The following is a 22,554-nucleotide window of genomic DNA, read 5'->3' on the forward strand; positions in this document are numbered from 1 at the left end:
TTTCAGTAACGGTAGTACCCGGCGAAGTCCTTCCTCCGGGCAATATCGTCGATTCTTACTTGGGCCCCGGTCTCTGGGGCGTTCATCATCATGCCATGACCGAGATAGATGCCCACATGGTGAGTTTTGACGTATTTTTTCGTGACTTTCCCGAAGAAGACAAGATCGCCAGGTACGGGGGCGCGGACGCGGCGCATCTGCCGCACGTGGTCGTCGGTGTTGCCCGGGCCTAAGACGTCCCTGCCGTGGGCCATCGCGTACACCCAGCGGGCCAGCCCGGAGCAGTCCAGGCCTCGGGTCCGCTCGGCCGGGCAGGGCTTGATCCTGCCCCGGTAGCCCTCGCAGGTGCCCGTGGACGGGCCCGGGGACTCGGCGTGGCCGCCGCCCCACGAGTACGGGATGCCGAACCGCTCCACCCGGTAGGCGATCGTGACGATGGCCGGGAACCGGTGGAACTCGGGCGGCATGGCGGCCGTGGCGGTCAGCAGAATGAGCGCCACGGCCATGGCCGGTCGCCAGTGTTTCCTCACCCGATCCCCCCGGATTCACAAGAAATACCGGGTTTTATCCTGCCTTATCGGGCTTTGAGGGTGAGTTTCACATCGCCGACCACGAATCGCATGCCGACCGTGCCACGCGACTTGCTGGGCTTGGTGTGGAACGTGAACGTGATCTTCTGGCCCCGGTTGAGCTTGGGAATCGTGCAGCTCACCGCCGTCCCGCTGAACTTGCAGCCGGACGCCTTGACCACCTTCATGCCGCCGTACGCGCGGCCGGAGACCTTGATGTTCTCCAGCGGGTGCGGGCCAGTGTTCGAGACCGTGACCGTGTAGGCCTTCCTGCTCTTGGCCGCGCCGGAGACCGTCGCCTCGGCTGGCGGGTTGGCCAGCGCCTTGAGCTGCGACTCCGTGCCGTTGAAGGCGTTCTGGCCGCCGGCCAGGCTGCCCTTCTCCGCGGACTGCCAGAACGTGTGCCTGCTCCAGCTCTTGGGCAGCTCGCCCGGATCGCCGCCCCAGCGGGCCAGCCACAGCGGGTTCGCCCTGAACTGGGTGGAATCACCGGTGCAGGTCCGCCACCAGCTCGTGGTGGTGTAGATGATCGCGTGCCGTCCGGTGCGCTGGCGGTACCTCTTGGTGAAGTCCTTGATCCAGGTGACCATGTCCTCCTTGGACAGGCCGTAACAGTTGTCCTTTCCGTTCTTGTCCTTATACGGGTTGTCCTCCAGGTCGAGGGTGCCGGGCAAGGTTTGGCCGTCGCTGGTCCAGCGGCCGCCGTTCTGCACGAAATACTCGGCCTGCGCGGTCCCGTCGGATTCGTGGGGCTGTGCGAAGTGGTACGCGCCGCGTACGAGCCCGGCGCCCGCCGCCCCGGCGAACTGCGCGTCGAAGGTCTGGCTGCGGAAGTCCGTCCCTTCGGTGGCCATCACGAAGGCGAACTTGCCGCCACCGGCGGCCACGGCGGCCCAGTCGACCTCTCCGGTCCAGTTGCTGACGTCGACTCCCGCCACGCCGTCAGCGGCTCCGGCCGTCTCAGCCGTCCCAGAGATCCCAACTGCCGCAATTACCGCAATTAACCACAGTCGTTTCACCCGGCAGATCATTGCGGAGCCTTACGCAAAGCCGCAAGTCCAGCAATATCCGATATTCCTGTTAATTCAGTACCTGTACCTGTTCGGCCGGTGGCGCGGTCACCGTCGTGGCGTCCCAGTCCGAGTACGAGATCTCCACCGGCGTCCTGGACTCCAGGCGCGCCCGCACCGGACGTCCCCGGCCGTCCAGCCAGAGGTGATAGGTGGCAGCGGGGCCGAACTCGGCCAGCAATCCGGCCCGCACCCGCTCCCCCGCGGCCCGGTCGCCGGCCCGCACCAGGTCGTACTCGTCCTGCATGTCCTGCAGGGGCGGCACCGGGTCGTACACCTCCAGGAACGCGCCCAGATCCAGCGCCGCGACGGCCGCCCGGACGTCGATGGCGACGCTGTACCGGTCGAGCCCGCCCTCGGAGACCGGGCCGGTCACCCGCCCGCCGGTGGCCAATGCCTCGTGCACGCGGTGCGCGTTCACCAGGCACTCGCCCAGGCCGCACACCAGGGCCTTGCCGAACGCGTTGTACGGCCCGTGCTCGTCGGTGACCTGGTCCCAGCGCTCGTCCGGCTCGATACGCAGGTAGGAGACGCCGTTCACGTGGACGAGCCGCGCGGCCGGCGTGTCGGAGGACAGGTCATGGTCCCGGCCTCTGGTGATCAGCGTGACGACCCGGCCGTCGTTCTTGGCCACCCGCTTGACGTCCGGGTGTGCCCGCAGGTAGGTCCCGACATATCCGGCGACCTCGGGAGCCGTCCTCTCCCGCGCGCCGGAGCAGCCCGCCGTCACCAGCGCCAGCGCGGCGGCGATCACCAGGAATCGGATCATGCCGCACACGCTCCCAGAGCCGCGTGCAGATCCGTGCGGGGCGGTTGTCGAGATCGTGTGCAGAAATTTCCCTACACGTCCGGGAAACCGCACGTCAGCGGCCCGAAATCCGCCACCTGGCAGACCATGCGCGGAACGGTGTTTTCGCAGGTCAGAGCCGTTCATGAACGTGATGTTCGCGTTTGCCAAGCCCGCTCCGCCCGGCCCAAGATGGATCCGATCCTCAAAACCGCGCCCCACCAGGGGTTTCCTTGCCATGCCCAAAAGGAGGAACCCGTGATCCACACCCGGGCGCTCACCCGAGTGTTCAACGTCAAGAAGGACACCGTCGAAGCCGTCCGCGGCATCGACCTCGACGTCGAAGCAGGCAGTCTCGTCGCCTTCCTCGGCCCCAACGGCGCGGGGAAGTCGACCACCCTGCGCATGCTCACCACGCTGCTCCCGCCCACCTCGGGCACCGCGGTCGTGGCCGGCCACGACGTCACCCGCGACCCGGCCGGCGTGCGCGCCCGCATCGGGTACGTCGGCCAGCGCAACAGCGCGGGCGAGAACTTCCAGGTCCGCGACGAGCTGGTGACCCAGGGCCGCTGCTACGGGCTCACCCCGGCGCAGGCCCGAAAGCGCACCGACGAACTGCTCGACCTGCTCGGCCTCACCGACCTGGCCAAACGCGGCCCCGGCACGCTCTCGGGCGGCCAGCGCCGCCGCCTGGACATCGCGCTCGGCCTCATCCACCGCCCCGACCTGCTCTTCCTCGACGAACCCTCCACCGGGCTCGACCCCAAGAGCCGCGCGGAGATCTGGACGCACATACTCCGGCTCAAGCAGACGTACGGCACCACGCTGCTCCTCACCACCCACTACCTGGAGGAGGCCGACAACATGGCCGAACGGGTGGTGGTCATCGACCACGGCCGGATCATCGCCGACGGCACCCCGGCGCAGCTCAAGAGCGACCTGGCCGGCGACCACATCACGATCACCACCGGCACCGAGCAGGAGGCCCGCGCCGCGGCGGCGATGGGCCAGGGCGAGGCCGACGGCACGACCGTCCGGCTGCGGGTGCCCGACGCGGCCGCCGCGCTGCCGGAGTTCCTGCGCGCGCTGGAGGGCGCCGGGATCAAGGCCACCACGGCGCAGACCGGCCGCCCGACCCTCGACGACGTATTCCTCACCCTGACCGGGAGAAGCATCACCGATGACGACGTTTCTGCGTGACACCCGTACCGTCGCGGCCAGGGAGTTCGCCCCGGCGCTGCGCAACCCCGTCGGGCTGCTGTTCGAGATGGGGCAGCCGCTGCTGTTCCTGTTCCTGTTCGGTGCGCTGCTGGGCGGCGCGGTCGGCTCGTCGTGGCAGTGGTTCGTGCCGGGCATCCTGGTCATGATGTGCCTGACCGGGCCCATGTCGGCGGGCTACACGCTGCTGGTCGAGCTGATCGGCGGCTCGATGGAACGGCTGATGGTCACGCCGCTGAACCGCACCGCGCTGCTGGTGGGGCGGTCGCTGAAGGAGATGGTGGTGCTGCTCGTCCAGGCGGTGCTGATCATCGTGCTGGCGTTGCCGCTGGGCTTCGAGCTGTATCCGGCGGGGGTGCTGGCCGGGCTGGCGCAGCTCGTCGTGTTCGGCGTGGGGCTGGGCGCGCTCTCGTTCGTGCTGGCGGTCAAGTCGGCCCCGGGCGGCACGCTGTTCTACATCGTCACGCAGTCGATCCTGTTCCCGTTGCTGCTGCTGTCGGGCGTCCTGCTGCCGATGGAGACGGCGCCGGGCTGGCTGCGCGCGATCGGCTACGCCAACCCGGTCTCCTACCTCGTCGACGCTCAGCGCGCGCTGTTCTCCGGCGACCTCACCGACCCCTCCATCCTGTACGGCACGCTCTCCGCCGTCCTGGTCGCGGCGATCGGCCTGTCCTGGGGCAACCGGGTCATGCGGCGCGGCATCACGGGCTGACCGCGAGGAAGATGAAGGCCGCGAACAGCACCAGGTGCACGCCGCTCTGCAGCAGCGTGGCCCGCCCCGGCACGACCGTCAGCGTCGTCACCACGAACGTCAGCGCGAGCAGCACCAGGTGCGTGCTGCCCAGACCGAGCAGCAGCGGCCCGTCCAGCCAGATCGAGGCCACCGCGATGGACGGGATGGTCAGCCCGATGCTGGCCATCGCCGAGCCGAGCGCCAGGTTCAGGCTGATCTGCACCTGGTTGCGGCGGGCCGCCCGGAGCGCGGCGATGGTCTCGGGCAGCAGCACGAGCAGCGCGATCACCACGCCGACCACGGCGTGCGGCAGCCCGGCCGACGACACCACCGACTCGATCACCGGCGACTCCACCTTGGCCAGCCCGACCACCGCCACCAGCGCGACCAGCAGCAGCCCGAGGCTGATCAGGGCGGTGCGGGCGCTCGGGCGCGGCGCGTGTTCCTCGGCCGTGGTCGTGGTGCCCTCGATGGTGATCGGCAGGAAGTAGTCGCGGTGCCGTACGGTCTGGGTCAGCACGAACAGGCCGTACAGGGCGAGTGACACCACGGCGGCGAAGGCGAGCTGGGCCGGCGAGAAGGCCGGCCCGGGCTCGCTCGTGGTGAACGTGGGCAGCACCAGGCTCAGCGTGCTGAGCGTGGCCACGGTCGCCAGCGCGCCGCCGCTGCCTTCGGCGTGGAAGGCGGCTATTCTCCGCCGCAGTGTCACGGCGAGCAGTGACAGTCCGACGATCCCGTTGCAGGTGATCATCACGGCCGCGAAGACGGTGTCGCGGGCGAGCGTGGCGGTCTTCTCGCCGCCGGAGACCATGAGGCTGACGATCAGCGCCACCTCGATCACGGTCACCGCCACGGCCAGCAGCAGTGATCCGAACGGTTCTCCGACGCGATGAGCGATCACCTCGGCATGGTGCACGGCGGCGAGCACCGCTCCGGCCAGGAGCAGGGCCACGATGGCCACCAGTGCGGGGGGCAGGGTCCGGCCCCAGGAGATCGCCAGCGCGAGCAGCGCCAGTGACGGGATGACGACAGTCCACCACTTCGCTACGTTACGGATCATATACTGCGTGTTCCCAATCGGTTGATGGATAGAAGGGGTTCACCCCCGATCATGCCTTGTCATCCGTTTCCGCTGGGAAGGAAAGTGACCCATGACACACGGGTTCAGCTCTGCGGGCCGAGCGATCTCTCCAGGTCGGCGCCGCGGTAGGCCCGTTCGGGAATGGTGGCCAGCGTCGACGGGACCACCTGGCCGCCGAGCCCGTACAACTTCTGGAACGACATGATCAACGGCCGCCAGAGGTCCGGGTCGATCCTGTCGGCGGTGCCCGCCATCCTGATCGACTCGTGCACCCAGACGCGCCGCACCCGCACCTCGAACGCCAGCGTGCCGCCTCCCTCGCCGATCGGGTGCACCGCCTCGACCACGGCCTCCATGCCGACCGGGCACTCGGCCACGCGCGGCGGCGCCACGGTCTCCGACGGCACGGCGGTCAGCCCGGCCCGGCCGAACTTGTCCGACACATGCCGGTAGCCGCGCTCCCACTTCCGCTCGGGCACCGGGTCGGAGCCGGTGGTCAGCGCCAGCCGGTCCACGGCGGCGGCCAGGCCGTCGTCGGGCAGGTTCAGCACGCACTCGCGCGTCCTGATCAGGTTCTGCGCCGTCTTGGAGCGGGCGCCCAGCCCCAGCATCGCCCGCCAGCCCAGCCAGAACGCCGAGGACATGGGCGCCAGGTTCGCCGTGCCGTCCTCGTTCGCCGACGAGATCAGAACCACCGGGGTGCCGAAGTAGAGGATGTTCGGCGCGATCCGCGTGTGCTTGTCCACAACAGTGCTCATGCGTCCCACTGTCTCCGCTGTACCCGTAAGGCCGCTGGCGGCAATCGGACGTCCTTGCCCGCCGCCACCGAGATCAGGCAGGGTTGGTGCGGTGACCAGCGACGTCGGGCCGCCGAAGATCCACCGGTTCACGGTCGGCGACCTGTCGTGCGCGGTGATCAGCGACGGCCAGCCCGAGCCGCCCCTGGCGCCCGCGCTGAGCGACTTCTTCACCCCCGAGACCGGCGTGCCCGCGCCGGAGCTGCGCGCCGCCGCCGAGCGGGCCGGCCGCACCACGCTCACCTGCGGCTACAACTGCCTGTGCGTACGCACCCCCGACGGGCTCGCGGTGATCGACACCGGGCTCGGCAAGGGTTTCCTCGGCTACGGCCCGCACATCACCCCGCTCGTCGGCGGGTTCTGCGCCGGCCTGGCCGCGTCCGGGCTCGGGGAACCGGCCGCCCTGGTGCTCACGCACCTGCACGAGGACCACGTCAGGGGCGCGATCTGGCCCGGCGAGCCGGTCTTCCCCGAGGCCCGCGCGTTCGCGCACGCGGCCGAGATCGCCTTCTGGTCCCGGGATGACCGGCTGCCCCGCGAGCAACGCGAACCGGCCCGGCGCGCGATCGGGTTGCTCGGCGAGCGGCTGCGCCCGGTCGAGTACGACGTGGAGCTGCTGCCCGGCGTCCGCACGGTGGACGCCGCCGGTCACACGCCGGGACACACCGCGATCCTGCTCGGCTCGCGCGGCGAGCGCCTGCTCTGCCTCGGCGACACCTTCTACGACCCGCTCCAGCTCGCGCATCCCGACTGGCGCACGCCCTGGGACCACGACGCGCGGCGGTCGGTGGCCGGCCGCCGCCGGCTGCTGGCCTGGGCGGCCGAGGAGAACGTGCCCGTGCACGCCTACCACCTGCCGTTTCCCGGGCTGGGCCTGGTCAGCAGGCGGGGCGACGCGTTCGCCTGGCGCCCGCTCTAGTCGGTCACACCGGCCAACTGGGCCGCGACCAGGCGGGCGTAGCGGCCGCCGTGGGCCAGGAGCTGCGCGTGGCCGCCGCCTTCGACCACGCGGCCCCGGTCCAGCACCAGGATGAGGTCGGCGTCCCTGATCGTGCTGAGCCGGTGCGCGATGACGACGCGGGTCTGCGTCAGCCACGACAGGTTCTCCTCGATCTCGGCCTCGGTGGCGGCGTCGAGCTGGCTGGTGGCCTCGTCCAGCAAAAGGACCTTGGGGCGGGGCAGCAGCGCGCGGGCCAGGGCCAGCCGCTGGCGCTGGCCGCCGGACAGCCCGCCGCCCTCGACCAGGATCGTCTCGTAGCCCATCGGCATCGCCATGATCTCCTCGTGCAGGCAGGCCCGCGTGGCCGCCTCGGCGATGCGCTCCATCGACGCCCCCGGGTGATTGAGCGCGATGTTCTCCCTGATCGTCCCGGTGAACAGGGACGGCTCCTGCGTGACCACCCCGAACTGGCGGCGCAGCGAGCGCGGGTTGAGCTCGGCGGCGGGGACGCCGTCGTAGCGGATCTCGCCCTCGGTCGGCAGGTGCAGCGCCAGCAGCAGCCTGGCCAGCGTGCTCTTCCCCGAGCCCGACGCGCCCACCAGCGCGATCTTCTGTCCCGGCCGGACCGAGAGCGAGATGTCACGGAGCACCCACGGGCCGCGCGGGTCGTGCCGGAAGCTCACCCGGCGCAGCTCGATCGCGCCGCGCATGCGCAGCACCTCGATGCCGTCCGACGGCTCCGGCGCGGCGGCCAGGATGTCCGACAGCCGGTCGAAGTGCGCCCCCGCCTGCTGCAGGTTCTGCAGCGCGGCCATCAGCGAGCCGAGCGGGGCGAGCGCGGCGGCCGCGACGGAGTTGAGCGCGAGCAGCGTGCCCAGGCTCAGCGACCCGTCGAGCACCCGCCACGCGCCCACCCACAGCAGCCCGAGCGGCGCCAGGTAGCGGATCGCGACCAGCGCGGAGTCGACCAGCCCACGGGCCAGCCCGCCGCGCACGTCGGCCTCCAGCTGGACGGCGAACTGCTCCGACCAGCGCCGCATCGCGCGCGGCTCGGCGCCGGACGCCTTGAGCGTCTCGATGCCGCCGATCGCCTCCATCAGCCGGCTCTGCGAGCTGGACAGGGCCGACAGCTCGCGCCGCGTGTGGTCGCCGACCCGTGCCGCGGTGGCGAGCAGCAGCCCGGCCTGGAGCGCCGCGAGCAGCGCCAGGAAGCCGCCCATGACCGGGTCGCCGAGAAAGACGAGTACGAGGTAGACCAGCGCGAGCGGCCCGTCCAGCAACGTGGACAGGACCTGCCCGGTCAGCGTCTGGCGGACCGCGGCGACGCTGTTCGACCTGGTCAGCAGGTCTCCCTTGCCCCGCGTGGCGAAATACCGGTACGGCAGCGCCACCAGGTGGGAGACCAGGTTCCTGGTCACCTCGCCGTCCGTGCGGGCGCGCAGCGCGACGAGCAGCACCGAACGCAGGTACGCCACCGCGAACTGCGTCACCGCGGCGGCCAGCACGGCGGCCCCGGCCAGCAGGAGCAGCCGCTCGTCCGCGCGTGGCAGCACCCGGTCCACCACGACCTGGAACGCCGCGGCCAGCCCGAGCCCGAGCACCTGCAGCAGCAGCGATGCCGCGAGCACCTGGGCGAGCAGGCCCTTGCGCCGCAGCAGCAACGTGCGCAGGAACTCGCGGCGCCAGGCACGGGCCGCGCCGGAGCGGGCCCGGCGGAAGCCCGGCGCGGGCTCGAACGCCAGCAGCACCCCGGTGAACCCGGCGTCGAACTCCTCGATGCCCAGCCGCCTGCGGCCGCCGCCCGGGTCGACGACGTCCACGTGGCCGGGCGTCCATCGCTCGACCACCACGAAGTGCTGGAACTCCCAGTGCACCACGGCCGGCATCGGCACCCTGGCCAGGTCGGCGGGCTCCAGCGAGAACGCCCGCGCCTCCAGCCCGTACTCCCTGGCGGCCTGGACGATCGCCAGCGCGTTCAGCCCGTCCCGGCCCACCTGCAGCCGGTCGGCGACCTCCTGGACGGTGGTCCTGCGGCCGTGGAAGGACAGGATCATGGCCAGGCAGGCGGCGCCGCACTCGGTCGCCGAGTTCTGCAGGACGACGGGAACCCGTCTCACCGCCCACCGCCCAGCAGCGGCCAGGCGAGCAGGGCCAGCACCGCCGCCAGGACGGCGACCACCGCCCACAGGATCGCGAACCCGCGCGCACCCGGCACCGACGACCGCGGCGGCTCGGGCTGGGCGGCGCGGCGGCGCAGGGCTTCCGCGCGGAAGATCCGCCCGGCCGGGGGTCGCTCGTCCATCTCGTCTTCTCTCTCGCACCCCTGCCGGGACGCCGATCGGATGATCAGTTCGGCCAGGAGCGTAGAGATCAGGACTTGCAACCCACTAGGAGTCGGCTCAGGTGGTGAGGATGACGAGCCGCTGCGTGGCGCGGGTCATCGCGACGTACCTGTCGACCGCGCCCTCGATGCCGGCGCCGAACTCGTCCGGGTCGATCAGGACGACCAGGTCGAACTCGAGTCCCTTCGACAGCTCCGGGGTCAGCGACCTGACGCGGGGCCGCTCCTGGAACGTGGGATCGCCGATGACGCAGGCGATGCCCTCGGCGTGCTCGGCCAGCCAGGTGTCGATGATCGAGTCCAGGTCGGAGACCGGGCCGTGTTCGACGGGGACGCCGCTGCGGCGGATGGAGGTCGGCACGTTCGCGTCCGGGAGCGCGGCCCGGATGACCGGCTCGGCCTCGGTCATGATCTCCTCGGGGGTCCGGTAGTTGACGCTGAGCGCGGCCAGGGTGATCCGGTCGAGCCCGACCCGTTCCAGCCGTTCCCGCCACGACTCGGTGAACCCGTGCCTGGCCTGCGCCCGGTCGCCGACGATCGTGAAGCTCCTGGACGGGCAGCGCAGCAGCAGCATCTGCCACTCGGCGTCGGTGAGCTCCTGGGCCTCGTCCACGACGACGTGCGCGAACGGGCCGGCGAGCAGGTCGGGTTCGGCGCCGGGCAACACGGACTCGTCGACCAGGGCGTCCCTGAGGTCCTGGCCGCGCAGCATCGTCACCGCGCCTTCTCCGTCGTCGTCTGCGGCCAGGATGTCGTCCACGACCCGCGACATGCGTTCGCGCTCGGCGGCGACGGCGGCCGCCTGCCTGCGCTTGCGCCGTGACGCCTCCGGGTCGCCGAGCCGCTGCCTGGCCGCGTCCAGCAGCGGCAGGTCGGACACCGTCCAGGCCTGGGGGTCGTCGCGCCGCAGCAGCCGCACTTCGTCCTGGCTGAGCCAGGGCGCGCACATCCGCAGGTAGGCGGGCACCGTCCAGAGGTCGCCGACCAGGTCGGCGGCGTCGATCAGCGGCCAGGCGCGGTTGAAGACCGTCAGCAGCTCCCTGTTGCGCAGCAGCGACTTGCGCAGCAGGTCGGGCGAGACGTCCTCGTCGTCGTGCTTGTCGATCAGGATCGTGATCAGTTCCTCCCAGATCTGGTCGCGGGCGTCGTTGTGCGGCGTGCCGGGCTCCGGCGCCTCGAACGCCTCGGCCCAGTCCTCGGCGCTCAGCCGGACGTCGGACCAGGGGGTGGTGATCGTCATGCCCTTGGCCGGCGGGTTCTCGTAGAACCTGACGGCCGGCTCGATCGCCTTGACCAGGCCGGCGGACGCCTTCAGCCTGGCCACCTCGGGGTCGCTCTCGTCCGCCGCCGTCGCGCCTTCCGCCACGAGATCGCGCAGCGTGCAGGTCTGCACGCCCTCCTCGCCGAGGCTGGGCAGGACGTCGGCGACGTAGGCGAGGTACGGCTGGTGCGGCCCGACGAACAGCACGCCGCCCTGGCGGTGACCGAGTCGCGGGTCGGAGTAGAGCAGGTAGGCCGAGCGGTGCAGGGCGACGACCGTCTTGCCGGTGCCGGGGCCGCCGTCGACGACGAGCGCCCCGCGTGATCCGGCGCGGATGATGGCGTCCTGGTCGGCCTGGATGGTGCCGAGCACGTCACGCATGCGCGGCGACCGGTTGGCGCCCAGGCTGGCGATGAAGGCGGACTGGTCGTCGAGCGCGGCGCGGCCGACGAGGGCGTCCTGGCTGAACACCTCGTCCCAGTAGTCGCTGACGTGGCCGCGGGTCCAGCGGTACCTGCGGCGGCTGGCCAGGCCCATCGGGTTGGCGTGGGTCGCGCCGAAGAACGGTTCCGCGGCGGGCGAACGCCAGTCGAGCAGCAGCCGGCGGCCCTCCTTGTCGGTCAGGCCGAGCCGTCCGATGTAGACGGGCTCGGGGTCGTCCACGCCGACCATGTGGCCCAGGCACAGGTCCAGGCCGAACCGCCGCAGGGTGCGCAGGCGGGAGGTCAGCCGGTGGATCTCCAGGTCCCGGTCGAGCACCTGCCGGCCCACGCCGCCCGGCGCCTTGCGCACGGAGTCGAGCCGGGCGGACAACTCGGCGATCGACTGCTCAAGACTTTCGGCGATGGCCGCGAAGTGCCGCTCGTCGGCGGCGATCAGGGTGGGGTCCGCCTTGGCGGCGAGGTTGCCGGGAAGGTCGAACACGCTGGTGGTCAAGGGGTTCACAGGGTCGGCTCCGATCTGGGGTGGCCAAGGCGCCAGACGTCCACGTTCCCGCGTTCGCGCAGGTAATGGCTCCGGCCGACGATTGTGCGGCATGACGGGGGCCTTGCCGCAAGCCCCCCGGTGCGCTATACGTTGAGAGTGGAAAGGAGTGAATACTCCCCTTTCCGCCCCTTACTCAAGAGATGGTCACGCGCCGGTGAAGGTACCGGCAGGCGCGGCGGGTCCCGGCCAGGCACGGGAATGCCGCTTTCATGGCTGACCTTCCCTTTCATGACAAGGCGGACTTCGACGCCGCGGACCGCGGCTTCATCGCCGCGCTCAGCCCCGCCGTGATCAGAGCCGACGACGGCCGGGTCGTCTGGGACAACGACTCCTACGCCTTCCTGGAACAGCAGTGCCCCGACACCGCCCATCCCAGCCTGTGGCGGCAGGGACAGCTCTGCGCCAAACAGGGACTGTACGAGGTCACGGACGGCATCTACCAGATACGCGGCCTGGACCTGTCGAACATGACGCTGATCGAGGGCGAGCGCGGCGTCATCGTGGTCGACCCGCTGCTGTCCACGGAATGCGCGGCCGCCGGGCTGACGCTCTACCGCGAGCAGCGCGGGGAACGTCCGGTCACCGGCGTGATCTACACCCACTCGCACGCCGACCACTTCGGCGGCGTGCGCGGCGTCACCGACGGGGACGTGCCGATCCTGGCCCCGGCCGGGTTCATGAAACACGCGGTGTCGGAGAACGTCTACGCGGGCACCGCGATGACCAGGCGTTCCACCTACATGTACGGCCCGGGCCTGCCCCGCTCCCCCGAAGGCCAGATCGGCACCGGACTGGGCATGACCACGTCCGTCGGGACGATCTCCCTCATCCCGCCCACCCTCGACGTCACTCACACCGGGCAGGAGGAGACGATCGACGGGGTGCGCATCGTCTTCCAGCTCACCCCCGGCACCGAGGCGCCCGCCGAGATGAACTTCCTCGTCCCCGGCCGCCGGGCCCTGTGCATGGCCGAGAACGCCACCCACAACCTGCACAACCTGCTCACGCTGCGCGGCGCGCTGGTCCGCGACGCCAGGACCTGGTCGCGGTACATCACCGAGGCCATCGCCCTGTTCGGGCACGAGAGCGAGGTGGCCTTCGCCTCGCACCACTGGCCCACCTGGGGCGCGGAGAAGATCGTCACGTTCCTGTCGCAGCAGCGCGACCTGTACGCCTACCTGCACGACCAGACGCTGCGGATGATGAACAAGGGCATGACGGGCATCGAGATCGCCGAGGCCATCAGGATGCCGCCCGCGCTGGAGCAGGCCTGGCACACCCACGGCTACTACGGCTCGGTCAACCACAACGTGAAGGCCATCTACCAGCGCTACCTGGGCTGGTTCGACGGCAACCCGGCCCACCTGTGGGAGCACCCGCCGGTCGAGCAGGCCCGCCGCTACGTCGAGTGCATGGGCGGCAGGGAAGGCGTCCTGGCCTACGCCCGCCGCTACATCGACGAGGGCGACCTGCGTTTCGCCGCCTCGCTGCTCAACCACGCCGTCTTCGCCGACGAGAACGACCGCGAGGCCCGCACGATGCTGGCCGACGTCTACACCCGGCTCGGCCACGGCTCGGAGAACGGCACCTGGCGCAACTTCTACCTGGTCGGGGCCAGGGAGCTGATGGGCGACACCGTCCCGGCCGACCTCGACACCACCTCGCCGGAGATGATCGAGGCGCTGACCGTGGACCAGCTCTTCGACTCCATCGCCATCCGCGTGGACGGGCCCAAGGCGTGGAACGAGAACTTCGCCATCGACTGGCACCTGACCGACCTGGACCAGCGTCATCGCACCGCGCTGTCCAACGGGGTGTTCGTCCAGCAGGCCGATCCGCGCGGGCAGGACGGGGCGGACCTGACGCTGACGCTCACCAAGCGGCAGCTCATCGGGCTGCTCACCGGCGAGCCGGCCGACGGCATCCAGCACCAGGGCGACATGAACGTCCTGGGCCGGCTGACCGCCGTGCTGGACAGCCCGGAGCCCGCGTTCCCGATCGTGACGCCGTAGCGGGCTCAGCCGTCGTCCGCCGCCGTCCGGCTCGCCCGGTAGGCGGCGGCCGCGGCCTCGTTGGAGTCGTAGTGGGTCAGGTCGGTCAGCCCGTAGTGCGCGAGCAGCCGGCGCAGGCCGCCCGTCGCGCGCGACACGGCGAAGGTGACGCCGCGTTCGCGCAGCTTGTCGGCGCTCTCGCGGAGCGCCTCCGCTCCGGTGGTGTCGACGTCGCTGATGGCCCCGGCGTCCAGGACGATCCATCGCGCGCCCTGGTCGGCCAGCCGGGCCAGCTCGGTCTTGAACGTGCCCGCGTTGGCGAAGAAGAGCTGGCTCTCGAACCGGTAGACGGTCAGCGGGCCGGCGGTGTCGCCGCGCACGTACCGGCCGTGCTCGCCAGGGCGCAGTACGGCGGTGCTGGGACGGGCGGCCCGGCGTACGACGTCCACGGCCGACAGCAGGAACGCGATGACGACCGCGGTGAGCGAGCCCAGCACGGGCACGCCGAGCAGGCACACCACCGCGATCCAGAACTCCGAGCGGCGCAGCCGCCACAGCTCGCCCAGCTTGCGCGCGTCGATGAGCCGCACGACGGCCACCGCGACGATGCCGGCCAGCGCCGCGTTGGGCAGGTAGGCCAGCACGCCGGAGAAGAAGGCGACCAGGACGGCCACCACCAGCGCGCAGACCGCGCTGGGCACCTGCGAGCGTGAGCCGGTGGCGTCCATGGCGGCGGTGCGCGAGGCGCTGGAGCCGACGGTCATCGACTGCGTGAACCCGGCGGCGAGGTTGGCCAGGCCGAAGGCGCGCAGTTCGGTGTCCGCGTCGAGCCGGTAGCCGCGCTGCTCGGCGTAACGGCGGGCGACGAGCAGCCCGTCGGCCAGGGTGACGGCGCAGATGGCGATGGCGCCGGGGACGAGCGCCGCCCACTGGCCGAGCGTGATCGACGGCCAGTGCGGCACCGGCAGCCCCGACGGCACGTGGCCGAGCACCGACACGCCGTGCCGGTCGAGCCCGGCCCAGGCCACCGCCACGGTGGCGGCCACCAGCGCGACCAGCGGCCCGGGCAGCGCGGGCGCCAGCCTGCGCAGCACGACGATCACCAGCATGGTGGCCACCCCGACGACCACGCTCCACGGATGCGCCTGCGGGATCTTGGTGATGATCTCCCACAGCTCGGGGAAGAACCGCTCGGCGGTGGTGTGGATGCCGAGGATCTTCTTCACCTGGCTGGTGAGGATCTCCACGGCCAGGCCCGCGATGAAGCCGACCAGGACGGGCTCCGACAGGAAATCGGCCAGGAAACCCAGCTTGAAGGCGAAGAACAGCAGGAACACCACCGCGCAGACGAGCGCCTGGGCATAGGCCAGCTCGGCGTACTGCGGGCTGCCCGGCTTGGCCGCGATCGCGGTCAGCAGTGAGGCGATGAGCGCGGCGATGGGCGCGTCCGGGCTGGCCACGAGCTGGCGCGACGAGCAGAACAGCGCGAACACCAGCATCGGCACGATCGCCGAGTACAGCCCGACGACCGGCGGCAGGCCGGCGATCTGCGCGTAGCCGATGTTGAGCGGAATGGCCAGGGCCGCCAGCGTCACCCCGGCCGTGATCTCCCTGGGCCACTTGAGCGGGCCGCGCAGGCCCGCGGCGAACCCCGTCACGGCGACAGCCCGCCCCCGCGGGGCTCAGGCGCCCAGGTCGGCGGCCTCGCGGCCGTGCACGATCAGCGCGTACAGGACCAGGACGTCCACCGCGATGACCGCCATCGACCACCACGGATTCACCGCGATCCAGGTGAGCTGGGTCATGGCGTTCAGCATGACGAGCACCACGGCGACCACCCGCGCCCACATCTTCCCGACGCTCACCGCGAACCCGGCCACCAGGAGCAGCACGCCGAAGAGCATGTGCAGCCAGCCCCAGGTGGAGATGTCGAAGAACAGCAGCCGCGTCGGCATGCGCACGTAGACGTCGTCGTTGATGACCGCGTACAGGCCGGTGATGAGGTTGAAGACGCCGGCCATGATCATCAACATGCCGGCGAACCACACCCAGCCCACCCAGCCCGTCACGGGCCTGCTCTGATATGTCATGACTCCCCCCGAAGTCCGAGCCGCATCCACACAGCAGCTCTTACCTGGAGATTCCCCGACAATTGCCCAATTCACCCCGATCCGGGGACGACGTCGCCCACGCCCGCCTTTCCGTGCGATCATCACGGGCATGACGCTGATCAGAAAGGGCCATGCCGCGTAGGCGCCCTTCCGAGGTCCGCACCCGCGAGCCGGCGTGCGCGGCCCACCGAGGTTCGGTCCATCACGTTCCCGGGCTCGGCCGTCGCCCGATGGCCGCGGTGATCGCGCTCGAGCACACCCGGATGCGGCCGGGCGCGGTGTCCTCGGCCCTGATCGCCTGGCAGAACGCGGCGCTCACCGGCACCGCCGACCGGGCCCGCCATCTGTGCATGTGCGACGAATGCACCGGCCACGCGCCGCGGTGGCGGCTGCAGCAGGCGCCCACCTGGTTACCCCCGTGGGCCAGGCCGCACCTGTACGGCCTGGTCCTCCCCGTCGACCGGTCCTACCTGCTGCGGACCGTGCCCTGCGGCCCCTGGTCACCCGAGTCCACCTGGGCCTGGTGGCAACGGCGATTCACGGGGACGTAGGCCAGCCCGTGCGCGCCCTGGGCGCCGTCGAGGTCGTGGAATCGGCTCACAGGGTACGGCCGGTGGCGTACCGGTAGCAGGCCGCGATGACGCTCTTGACGACGTCGAACTCCTCGTCGGTACGCGGCCCGTAGAGCATCAGGACGTTGTTCTCCGGCGAGTACTTGGGATGCCGCTCGCCCCAGCCCTTGTCGAGGAGTTCCTGCTGGTCCTCCAGGGACAGGCAGAGGTGGAGGCTGCCGTCCGCGTGGATGTGGGCGAACTCGGCGGTGCGGCGGGGCGGCAGGAGCAGCGCGCCCTCGGGCGGCCGGATGTGCGGCGCCAGGAAGAACGCGATCGAGCTCGGCACCGAGATCTCGCTCGGCCCGCGCTCGGTGACCGGCAGTTCGTCGCTCATCCAGCTCGTCAGTCGTTCGCGCAGCACGTCCGTGCTGTTCTGGCTGAGCTGGACGTGCGGCATGGTCAGTTGCGTGCGCGGCCGGTCACCGGCGCGGACGGGCAGGCTCAGAGCAGACACGCCGCCCTCCTTTTCGATTCGGATAATTACTCAAAGTAATGTATCGATACGTATCGTAACCGAAGGGCGCGACCGGGAGTCGAGCGCCACCACCGGCTCCCGGGGAGGAGGGCACGTTCCTGATGGACGGCTCGTCACCAGTGACATCAACGCACGATCCCGTCGTCATCGACGACCAGATGCGCGACGTGCACGGCCAGTGCCGCCGCCTGCGCGAGACCGGCGCGCTGACGCCGGTCGAGCTGCCGGGGCCGGTACGGGCGTGGGCGGTGACCCGCTACGAGACCCTGCAGACCGTGCTCGGCCACCCGGCGCTGTCCAAGGAGCTGCGCCACTGGTCGGCCTGGGCGCGCGGCGACGTGCCCGCGGACTGGCCGCTCAACAACATCGTCACCGCGCGCTCCATGGTCACCGCCGAAGGCCCCGACCACCAGCGGCTGCGCGGCCTGGTGAGCCGGGCCTTCACCCCGCGCCACATCGCGGACCTGCGGCCGCGCGTCCACCGGCTGGCCCACGAACTGCTCGATCAGCTCGCCGACCACGCCCCCGGGCCGGTCGACCTGCGCAGGCAGTACGCCTACCCGCTGCCGAGGAACGTGGTCTGCGAGCTCGTCGGCATGCCGCGGGCCTGGCGCGCGGAACTCGGCAAGCTCGCCGAGTCGCTGGTCCGCATCACCGACGACCAGAGCTACGCCGACGCCAGGATGCACGACCTGCACGAGCTGTTCGGCGAGGTGATCGCGCTGCGGCGGCGCGAACCCGGCGACGACCTGACCAGCGCGCTCATCGCGGTGAGCGACGAGGACGGCGACCGCCTGTCCGAGGCCGAGCTGCACGGCATGGTCATGACGCTGTTCGTCGCCGGGCACGAGACCACGATCAACCTCATCACCAACGCGATCCGGGCCCTGCTCACCCATCCGGGCCAGCTCGACCGCGCCCGCTCCGGCGAGGTGCCGTGGAGCGCGGTGGTCGAGGAGACCCTGCGCTGGGACTCGCCCGTCGCCTACTTCCCGATGCGATACGCGGTCGAGGACGTCGACATCGACGGCGTCCTGGTGCGGCAGGGCGAGGCCGTGCTGGCCTGCTACGCGGCGGTGGGACGCGACCCGGACCGGTACGGCGACCGGGCGGCGCGTTTCGAGCCGTCCGAGCCGCCCGCCACCCACCTGTCCTTCGGCCACGGCACGCACTTCTGCCTCGGCGCGTCGCTGGCCAGGCTGGAGGCCGAGGTGGCGCTGGAGGCGCTGTTCGAGCGGTATCCCGGCCTGACGCCGGCCGAGCCGGTGGACCGGCTGCGGCCGCTGGCCACCGTGCTGTCCAACAGCATCAGGTCCCTGCCCGTCACGATGACCCCACCCGCGGAGGGCACCGGCCGATGACCTTCAATCCGTACGCCTCGTCGCCGTTCAGCTACGTCTCGGCCCCGTCCGCGGCGCCGTACTCGATCGTGGAGCTGATGCCGGGCGCCCGCAACCTGATCCGCTACGCCGGGGTGGCGCCGGGCGAACGCCTGCTGCTGCTGGTCGAGCACACCGTCGACCCGGTCGTCGTGCAGGCCATCGCCGCGGCGGCGGCCTATCGCGACGCCGACGTGCACCTGCTGTCGGTGTCGCCGTTCAGCCCGGGCGGCTGGGACCGCGACGCCTGCCACCGGATCGCGACGGCCGCCTTCCGCGAGGCCGACGTCGTGATCAGCAGCACCTGGTGGGGGGAGGTGCACACGGCGCCGCTGTTCTTCAGCCAGATCAGGGCGCAGGGCGTGCGTTTCGTCTCGCTGCACATGACGGCCACGGGCGGCGCGCTGATCACCGGCGCCCGCTTCCCGAACGACGTCTTCTACGAACTGCTGCGCCGGACGCTGCAGCGCATGTCGACCGCCGAGACGATCCGGGTGACCTCCGCCGGGGGCACCGACCTGACCTTCTCCGGGATGGTCTTCGACCCCGACCAGGGTCCGCCGCGGCCCGGCGAGTGGCGGCCCTTCCCCTACGGCGGCGTCAACTTCTGGCCCAAGAACACCGAGGGCGTGCTCGTCGTCGAGGACTGCACGGTCACCGGCGTCCCGGAGGAGCCGGTGCGCATCACGCTGGAGGGCAACCTGGTACGCGGGATCGAGGGTGGCGCGGCCGCGGAACACCTGCGCCGCTACGCGCCCGGCGGGTACTACATGCGTCACGCGCTGATGGGGCTCAACCCGAAGGTGCGCGTCGCCGGCGGCACCCAGTTCGAGCGGGAGAAGCACGCGGGCGCCTTCTACTGCGGCCTCGACGGCCTCACCGACGGCGCGCCCGTCACCTCCGGGCCCGGCTTCGCGCACTGCGACTGCCAGATCGACCGGCCCACCGTCACGGTGGACGGCGAGCCGTTCGTCTCCGACGGCCGCCTGCTGCTGCTCGACGCGCCGGAGATCCGCGAGGTGGCGGCGCGGTTCGGGCCGCCGGAGGTGATACTCGACGACAACCCGGTGATGATCCTGCCGCCCCGCTACACCGGCGGCCGCGAGCCCGCCGACCGGGACGAGACCGGCGACGGGCACGGGGCCGCCGACGGGCTTGAGCCCGCCGGCGAACGTCCTCCGGCGCCGGCGGGGCAGCCTTCTGATCCGGTGGCCGAAGCCGTCAGTACACCGAGCTCCGCACGCTGAAGCGGGACTCGGGCCGGACCTCGTTCAGCAGCTCCTGCGCCACCTCCGCGTCGGTCTGGCCGTCCAGGCAGTGCACCGAGGTGTCCTGGTGCTGGCCCATGTCGACGACCTTCACCGCGTCGTGGCACTCGACGGACGGGAGCGCCGCGACGGCGTGCACCGGGCCGGACAGCAGGACTCCGCCCAGGGCGCCGAAGGTGATCGCCGTTGCGGCGGCCAGTGCGATGCGCATGATCATTCAACTCCTCCCCACCCCGCCCCCGCGAGGTGCAGATACGATCATGCACGGGCCGCCGGTGACAGCCGGGTGAGGCGCGCCGAAGGCCGCTGACCTGCACGGACACCTTGCGCTCAGGCTCGGTCCCGGTCCCTGTCCCGCCGCCGGCGCAGGTGCCGCCGGTACTGGCCGGCGTAGGACCGCCGGGCCCGGTCGAGGAGACGCTGCAGCGGGTCGGACGACCATTCGTACAGCTCGACCTCGAAGGGGTCGGCGTCGTACTCGATCAGGCGGGCCAGGGCTTGCCGGTCGAGCTCGATCGAGTCGCCCCGCGACCTGCTCGCGCGCCACGCGTGCCCGCCGGCCTCGGCTGCGTCCACGGCCTCAGGATAGCCGGTTGTGGTGATCGTCCCGCTGTGCTTTCGTGTCCGGAATGAGCGGTGAATCGAGTGGCAAGCCGACCTTCGACGCCGTGCTCGTCTCCCTAGTGCTGTGGGTCATGGGCGCGGCCGGCCTGCTGATCGTCAACTGGTTCGGCGCCGTGCTGGTCCTGGCCGGCAGCTGCTCGTCCCCTTACGCGGGCGGCAACCTCACCGAATGCGTCGGCGGGCTCTCCGAGGAGCGGACCAACGCCCTGGCGTGGGCGATCGCGCTGGTGCTGCTCGCCGTCGAGGTCACGGCGATCGTGCTGGTGCGCCGGCGTCGCCGGGGCTGACCCCCGCGGCATGGGCACCGACATCTACGGCTACCTCGAGGCCAGGCACCCGTCCGCCGACGAGGACTGGTTCGAGTGGGACGCCTGGTCCGGGGCGTGCATCCCGCTCTACCCGCTCTACGACGGCCGCGACTACGACGCGTTCACCTGCCTCTTCGGAGTGCGCGACCGGCTCGGCCGGCCATCGGTCGCGGCCGGCCGCGGGCTTCCCGCCGACGCGTCGCAGCCCGTCCGCGCCGACTACGAGAGCACCGCGCGCCTCGACCCGGCCGTCCACGGCTGCACCTGGATCTCCTGGACGGAACTCCGCGACCTGGACCTGGGCAGGCCCGAGTACCAGTCGCTGGGCCCGGGCACCGGCTGGGAGCACGTCTTCGCGGTGATGCGCGCGCTGGCCGGCCGGTTCGGGCCCGACGGCGTCCGGCTGGTCGTCTGGTTCGACTGACGGCCCCTTCTCCTTCGGCCGGCCCGGCGCGCGCTCAGCCGGTCACATGCCGCCCAGGCCCTCCATCTCCTTCAGGAACGAGGCGTGCGACTTGAGCAGCTCCTGCTCCATCGCCTCGAACGTGAGCTGCTGCCCGGAAGGATCGGCGCCGATCTCGGCGAGCAGGTCGCGGGCCTGCCTGGCGCAGTCGTCCTGGGCCGCGTTGACCGCGCGCAACAGTTCGTCGGCCAGGTCCTCGCTGGCCATGCGCATGATCCTGGGGTTGAGGTCGATCGAGACGATCCGCCCGGCGTTGTCCGCGCCCACGGTGATCTGCCCGCCGGCCGCGGTGCCCGTCCCGCGAACCGCGTCGAGACGTTCCTGCAGTTCGGCCATCCGCCGCAGGCTCTCCTCCGCCGCGCGCGTGTAACGCTCCAACTCCTCCGGACCGATACCACCCAAGTCCATCTGGCCCCTTTTGTAACGAAGATCACTCCTGACGCGAGACAAATTACAAGATACGCTCTCTCCCTGTTAAGGCGATGTTCGGCGCTGATTCGCCAAGATGTCGGGGGAAAGACCTTGTCGCAGGACATTCACGTCACATCGAAGACGATCGCCGACATCCAGACCGAGCTGCGCGAACGCGTCCTGCCCGGGCTCGTGCGGCTCAAGGACTCCGTGAACAGCACCCACGTGGCCCTCCCCGGCTTCGGGATCCTGGGCCTGCTGCTGATGGGCAAGTACGACAGCGTCCGCGACGACACCAAGGACTACGTCGACGACGCCATCGAGACCGTCCGCAAGTGGATCGTCGCGCTGGACACGATCAAGGCCAACTGGCGAGAGGCCGAGTCCAAGAGCACCGTGGTCTACCAGTGACCGGAAGGGGTTGACCATGGCGTACTACCCGGCTCTCCAGCACAAGGCGGCCCTGGACGCGCTGAAGGCGGCCGCGAAGTCGAAGCCCAGGTTCCTGGTGGGTGCGGCCATCGCCGCCACCGCCGTGGCGAACCTGCAGGGCATGGGCGAGGCCAAGTCGAACTGGAACGCGCTGGCCAAGGCCCTGGAAGTGGAATACCCGACCCTGGTGGGCAACACCGTCTACCTGACCAGGGCCGGCGGCTGGATCGCCGACGACCGGCTGGCCTTCGCCGAGGCCGCCGCCATGTTCGGCGGCGACCTGCAGAAGCTCAGCGGCCTGTGCTACACGATGGAGGGCCAGGTCGACGAGATGCGCGACGCCTACGCCCTCTACTGGACGGAGATCGCCGCGCTGGCGGCCACCGTGCTGGGCTACGTCGTGGCCGCCAGGGCGATGCTGCTGACCCCGCACCTGCGGGCCGGGGGCGAGCTGATGCTCGAACGCCTGGTCACGCTGACCAACTTCATCATCGCGCAGAAGAACAAGATCCTGATCAGCTTCCTCGGCCTGGCCGGCGCCACCATGGCCAAGAGCTCACAGTCGATGGGGCAGCTCTTCAGCGTCCAGCCGACGGGCGCCGCCAAGATCGACTTCCAGCGGGCCGTGATCAGCACCGACCCGCCGTCCCGCTGGATCGCGCCCAAGCGCGAACTTCCCGCCCCGGCCCAGACC

General features: G+C 70.9%; 25 protein-coding genes. 11 read left to right on the forward strand and 14 right to left on the reverse strand.

Annotation, left to right across the window (positions count from 1 at the left end):
• Positions 1-2: 2 nt before the first annotated feature.
• The 3 genes from HII36_RS22655 to HII36_RS57990 all read right to left on the reverse strand — a co-directional run bounded on the left by HII36_RS22655 (position 3) and on the right by HII36_RS57990 (position 2,408).
• Positions 3-530, reverse strand: a complete 528-nt coding sequence (locus HII36_RS22655; RefSeq protein WP_328807825.1) for a C40 family peptidase — start codon at positions 528-530, stop codon at positions 3-5.
• 44 nt (positions 531-574) lie between these two features.
• Positions 575-1,507: a GH25 family lysozyme gene (locus HII36_RS22660; RefSeq protein WP_173525235.1), complete on the reverse strand. Its 933-nt coding sequence runs from the start codon at positions 1,505-1,507 to the stop codon at positions 575-577.
• 142 nt (positions 1,508-1,649) lie between these two features.
• Positions 1,650-2,408 carry a hypothetical protein gene (locus tag HII36_RS57990; protein ID WP_173525236.1) on the reverse strand — a complete coding sequence of 253 codons (759 nt, stop codon included), beginning with the start codon at positions 2,406-2,408 and terminating at the stop codon, positions 1,650-1,652.
• Between the two features lie 276 nt (positions 2,409-2,684).
• On the opposite strand from HII36_RS57990, the gene HII36_RS22670 reads away from it, so the two are divergent.
• Positions 2,685-3,626 (forward strand): ATP-binding cassette domain-containing protein, encoded by a 942-nt coding sequence (locus HII36_RS22670; RefSeq protein ID WP_173525237.1) that lies wholly within the window; start codon positions 2,685-2,687, stop codon positions 3,624-3,626.
• Entirely contained in the window at positions 3,607-4,356 is a 750-nt protein-coding gene (locus HII36_RS22675; protein ID WP_173525238.1) for an ABC transporter permease, read from the forward strand. The genes HII36_RS22670 and HII36_RS22675 overlap by 20 nt, the downstream gene beginning before the upstream one ends.
• Here HII36_RS22675 and HII36_RS22680 read toward each other — a convergent pair.
• Positions 4,346-5,437 carry a calcium:proton antiporter gene (locus HII36_RS22680; protein WP_173525239.1) on the reverse strand — a complete coding sequence of 364 codons (1,092 nt, stop codon included), beginning with the start codon at positions 5,435-5,437 and terminating at the stop codon, positions 4,346-4,348. The two genes, HII36_RS22675 and HII36_RS22680, sit on opposite strands and share 11 nt — an antisense overlap.
• A gap of 104 nt (positions 5,438-5,541) precedes the next feature.
• Positions 5,542-6,216: a flavin reductase family protein gene (locus HII36_RS22685; protein WP_173525240.1), complete on the reverse strand. Its 675-nt coding sequence runs from the start codon at positions 6,214-6,216 to the stop codon at positions 5,542-5,544.
• Between the two features lie 91 nt (positions 6,217-6,307).
• On the opposite strand from HII36_RS22685, the gene HII36_RS22690 reads away from it, so the two are divergent.
• Positions 6,308-7,174, forward strand: a complete 867-nt coding sequence (locus tag HII36_RS22690; RefSeq protein WP_173525241.1) for an MBL fold metallo-hydrolase — start codon at positions 6,308-6,310, stop codon at positions 7,172-7,174.
• Here HII36_RS22690 and HII36_RS22695 read toward each other — a convergent pair.
• The 3 genes from HII36_RS22695 to helR form a co-directional block, all read right to left on the reverse strand.
• Entirely contained in the window at positions 7,171-9,312 is a 2,142-nt protein-coding gene (locus HII36_RS22695; RefSeq protein WP_173525242.1) for a peptidase domain-containing ABC transporter, read from the reverse strand. The two genes, HII36_RS22690 and HII36_RS22695, sit on opposite strands and share 4 nt — an antisense overlap.
• Positions 9,309-9,497 (reverse strand): hypothetical protein, encoded by a 189-nt coding sequence (locus tag HII36_RS22700; RefSeq protein WP_173525243.1) that lies wholly within the window; start codon positions 9,495-9,497, stop codon positions 9,309-9,311. The genes HII36_RS22695 and HII36_RS22700 overlap by 4 nt, the downstream gene beginning before the upstream one ends.
• Before the next feature lie 97 nt (positions 9,498-9,594).
• The gene (gene helR / locus HII36_RS22705; protein ID WP_173525244.1) at positions 9,595-11,742 is read right to left on the reverse strand and encodes an RNA polymerase recycling motor ATPase HelR; all 2,148 of its coding nucleotides are present in this window, start codon (positions 11,740-11,742) and stop codon (positions 9,595-9,597) included.
• A 251-nt stretch (positions 11,743-11,993) separates the two neighbouring features.
• On the opposite strand from helR, the gene HII36_RS22710 reads away from it, so the two are divergent.
• Entirely contained in the window at positions 11,994-13,796 is a 1,803-nt protein-coding gene (locus HII36_RS22710) for an alkyl/aryl-sulfatase (RefSeq protein WP_173525245.1), read from the forward strand.
• A 5-nt stretch (positions 13,797-13,801) separates the two neighbouring features.
• Here the strand turns inward: HII36_RS22710 and HII36_RS22715 are convergent, their stop codons facing one another.
• Positions 13,802-15,433 carry a SulP family inorganic anion transporter gene (locus HII36_RS22715; protein WP_173525246.1) on the reverse strand — a complete coding sequence of 544 codons (1,632 nt, stop codon included), beginning with the start codon at positions 15,431-15,433 and terminating at the stop codon, positions 13,802-13,804.
• Positions 15,434-15,457: 24 nt separating this feature from the next.
• Positions 15,458-15,865: a DUF7144 family membrane protein gene (locus HII36_RS22720; protein ID WP_173525247.1), complete on the reverse strand. Its 408-nt coding sequence runs from the start codon at positions 15,863-15,865 to the stop codon at positions 15,458-15,460.
• Between the two features lie 251 nt (positions 15,866-16,116).
• On the opposite strand from HII36_RS22720, the gene HII36_RS22725 reads away from it, so the two are divergent.
• Positions 16,117-16,437 (forward strand): hypothetical protein, encoded by a 321-nt coding sequence (locus HII36_RS22725; protein ID WP_173525248.1) that lies wholly within the window; start codon positions 16,117-16,119, stop codon positions 16,435-16,437.
• 46 nt (positions 16,438-16,483) lie between these two features.
• Here the strand turns inward: HII36_RS22725 and HII36_RS22730 are convergent, their stop codons facing one another.
• Complete coding sequence (locus HII36_RS22730; protein ID WP_173525249.1) at positions 16,484-16,954, reverse strand: luciferase domain-containing protein; 471 nt, start codon at positions 16,952-16,954, stop codon at positions 16,484-16,486.
• A 140-nt stretch (positions 16,955-17,094) separates the two neighbouring features.
• Here HII36_RS22730 and HII36_RS22735 point away from each other — a divergent pair, with 140 nt between their 5' ends.
• Together HII36_RS22735 and HII36_RS22740 are read left to right on the forward strand one after the other, a co-directional pair.
• Positions 17,095-18,336, forward strand: coding sequence for a cytochrome P450 family protein (locus tag HII36_RS22735; RefSeq protein ID WP_328807826.1), 1,242 nt, complete (start codon positions 17,095-17,097; stop codon positions 18,334-18,336).
• A complete protein-coding gene (locus HII36_RS22740; RefSeq protein WP_173525251.1) occupies positions 18,333-19,601 on the forward strand; it encodes a M29 family metallopeptidase in 1,269 nt (422 codons plus the stop codon). The genes HII36_RS22735 and HII36_RS22740 overlap by 4 nt, the downstream gene beginning before the upstream one ends.
• On the opposite strand, the gene HII36_RS22745 is transcribed toward HII36_RS22740, so the two are convergent.
• Entirely contained in the window at positions 19,576-19,833 is a 258-nt protein-coding gene (locus HII36_RS22745; RefSeq protein WP_173525252.1) for a hypothetical protein, read from the reverse strand. The genes HII36_RS22740 and HII36_RS22745 overlap by 26 nt on opposite strands.
• A 119-nt stretch (positions 19,834-19,952) precedes the next feature.
• Positions 19,953-20,198, reverse strand: coding sequence for a hypothetical protein (locus tag HII36_RS22750; RefSeq protein WP_173525253.1), 246 nt, complete (start codon positions 20,196-20,198; stop codon positions 19,953-19,955).
• A 53-nt stretch (positions 20,199-20,251) separates the two neighbouring features.
• On the opposite strand from HII36_RS22750, the gene HII36_RS22755 reads away from it, so the two are divergent.
• Together HII36_RS22755 and HII36_RS22760 are read left to right on the forward strand one after the other, a co-directional pair.
• Positions 20,252-20,533 (forward strand): hypothetical protein, encoded by a 282-nt coding sequence (locus HII36_RS22755; RefSeq protein ID WP_173525254.1) that lies wholly within the window; start codon positions 20,252-20,254, stop codon positions 20,531-20,533.
• A gap of 10 nt (positions 20,534-20,543) precedes the next feature.
• A complete protein-coding gene (locus HII36_RS22760) occupies positions 20,544-20,978 on the forward strand; it encodes a hypothetical protein (RefSeq protein ID WP_173525255.1) in 435 nt (144 codons plus the stop codon).
• A 42-nt stretch (positions 20,979-21,020) separates the two neighbouring features.
• On the opposite strand, the gene HII36_RS22765 is transcribed toward HII36_RS22760, so the two are convergent.
• Positions 21,021-21,425 (reverse strand): YbaB/EbfC family nucleoid-associated protein, encoded by a 405-nt coding sequence (locus HII36_RS22765; RefSeq protein WP_217369830.1) that lies wholly within the window; start codon positions 21,423-21,425, stop codon positions 21,021-21,023.
• A 114-nt stretch (positions 21,426-21,539) separates the two neighbouring features.
• Here HII36_RS22765 and HII36_RS22770 point away from each other — a divergent pair, with 114 nt between their 5' ends.
• A complete protein-coding gene (locus HII36_RS22770; RefSeq protein ID WP_173525257.1) occupies positions 21,540-21,839 on the forward strand; it encodes a hypothetical protein in 300 nt (99 codons plus the stop codon).
• A gap of 16 nt (positions 21,840-21,855) precedes the next feature.
• The coding region (locus HII36_RS22775) for a hypothetical protein (protein WP_173525258.1) at positions 21,856-22,554 on the forward strand (699 nt) is incomplete at its 3' end.

The organism is Nonomuraea antri (genome assembly GCF_013283785.1).
Lineage (GTDB): Bacteria > Actinomycetota > Actinomycetes > Streptosporangiales > Streptosporangiaceae > Nonomuraea > Nonomuraea antri.

Excerpts from the sequence above, each read along its gene's own strand:
- HII36_RS57990 (WP_173525236.1), bottom strand. The coding sequence starts at position 2,408 with ATGATCCGATTCCTGGTGATCGCCGCCGCGCTGGCGCTGGTGACGGCG.
- HII36_RS22675 (WP_173525238.1), top strand. The coding sequence starts at position 3,607 with ATGACGACGTTTCTGCGTGACACCCGTACCGTCGCGGCCAGGGAGTTC.
- HII36_RS22680 (WP_173525239.1), bottom strand. The coding sequence starts at position 5,437 with ATGATCCGTAACGTAGCGAAGTGGTGGACTGTCGTCATCCCGTCACTG.
- HII36_RS22685 (WP_173525240.1), bottom strand. The coding sequence starts at position 6,216 with ATGAGCACTGTTGTGGACAAGCACACGCGGATCGCGCCGAACATCCTC.
- HII36_RS22700 (WP_173525243.1), bottom strand. The coding sequence starts at position 9,497 with ATGGACGAGCGACCCCCGGCCGGGCGGATCTTCCGCGCGGAAGCCCTG.
- HII36_RS22710 (WP_173525245.1), top strand. The coding sequence starts at position 11,994 with ATGGCTGACCTTCCCTTTCATGACAAGGCGGACTTCGACGCCGCGGAC.
- HII36_RS22720 (WP_173525247.1), bottom strand. The coding sequence starts at position 15,865 with ATGACATATCAGAGCAGGCCCGTGACGGGCTGGGTGGGCTGGGTGTGG.
- HII36_RS22725 (WP_173525248.1), top strand. The coding sequence starts at position 16,117 with ATGGCCGCGGTGATCGCGCTCGAGCACACCCGGATGCGGCCGGGCGCG.
- HII36_RS22740 (WP_173525251.1), top strand. The coding sequence starts at position 18,333 with ATGACCTTCAATCCGTACGCCTCGTCGCCGTTCAGCTACGTCTCGGCC.
- HII36_RS22745 (WP_173525252.1), bottom strand. The coding sequence starts at position 19,833 with ATGCGCATCGCACTGGCCGCCGCAACGGCGATCACCTTCGGCGCCCTG.
- HII36_RS22755 (WP_173525254.1), top strand. The coding sequence starts at position 20,252 with ATGAGCGGTGAATCGAGTGGCAAGCCGACCTTCGACGCCGTGCTCGTC.
- HII36_RS22760 (WP_173525255.1), top strand. The coding sequence starts at position 20,544 with ATGGGCACCGACATCTACGGCTACCTCGAGGCCAGGCACCCGTCCGCC.
- HII36_RS22765 (WP_217369830.1), bottom strand. The coding sequence starts at position 21,425 with ATGGACTTGGGTGGTATCGGTCCGGAGGAGTTGGAGCGTTACACGCGC.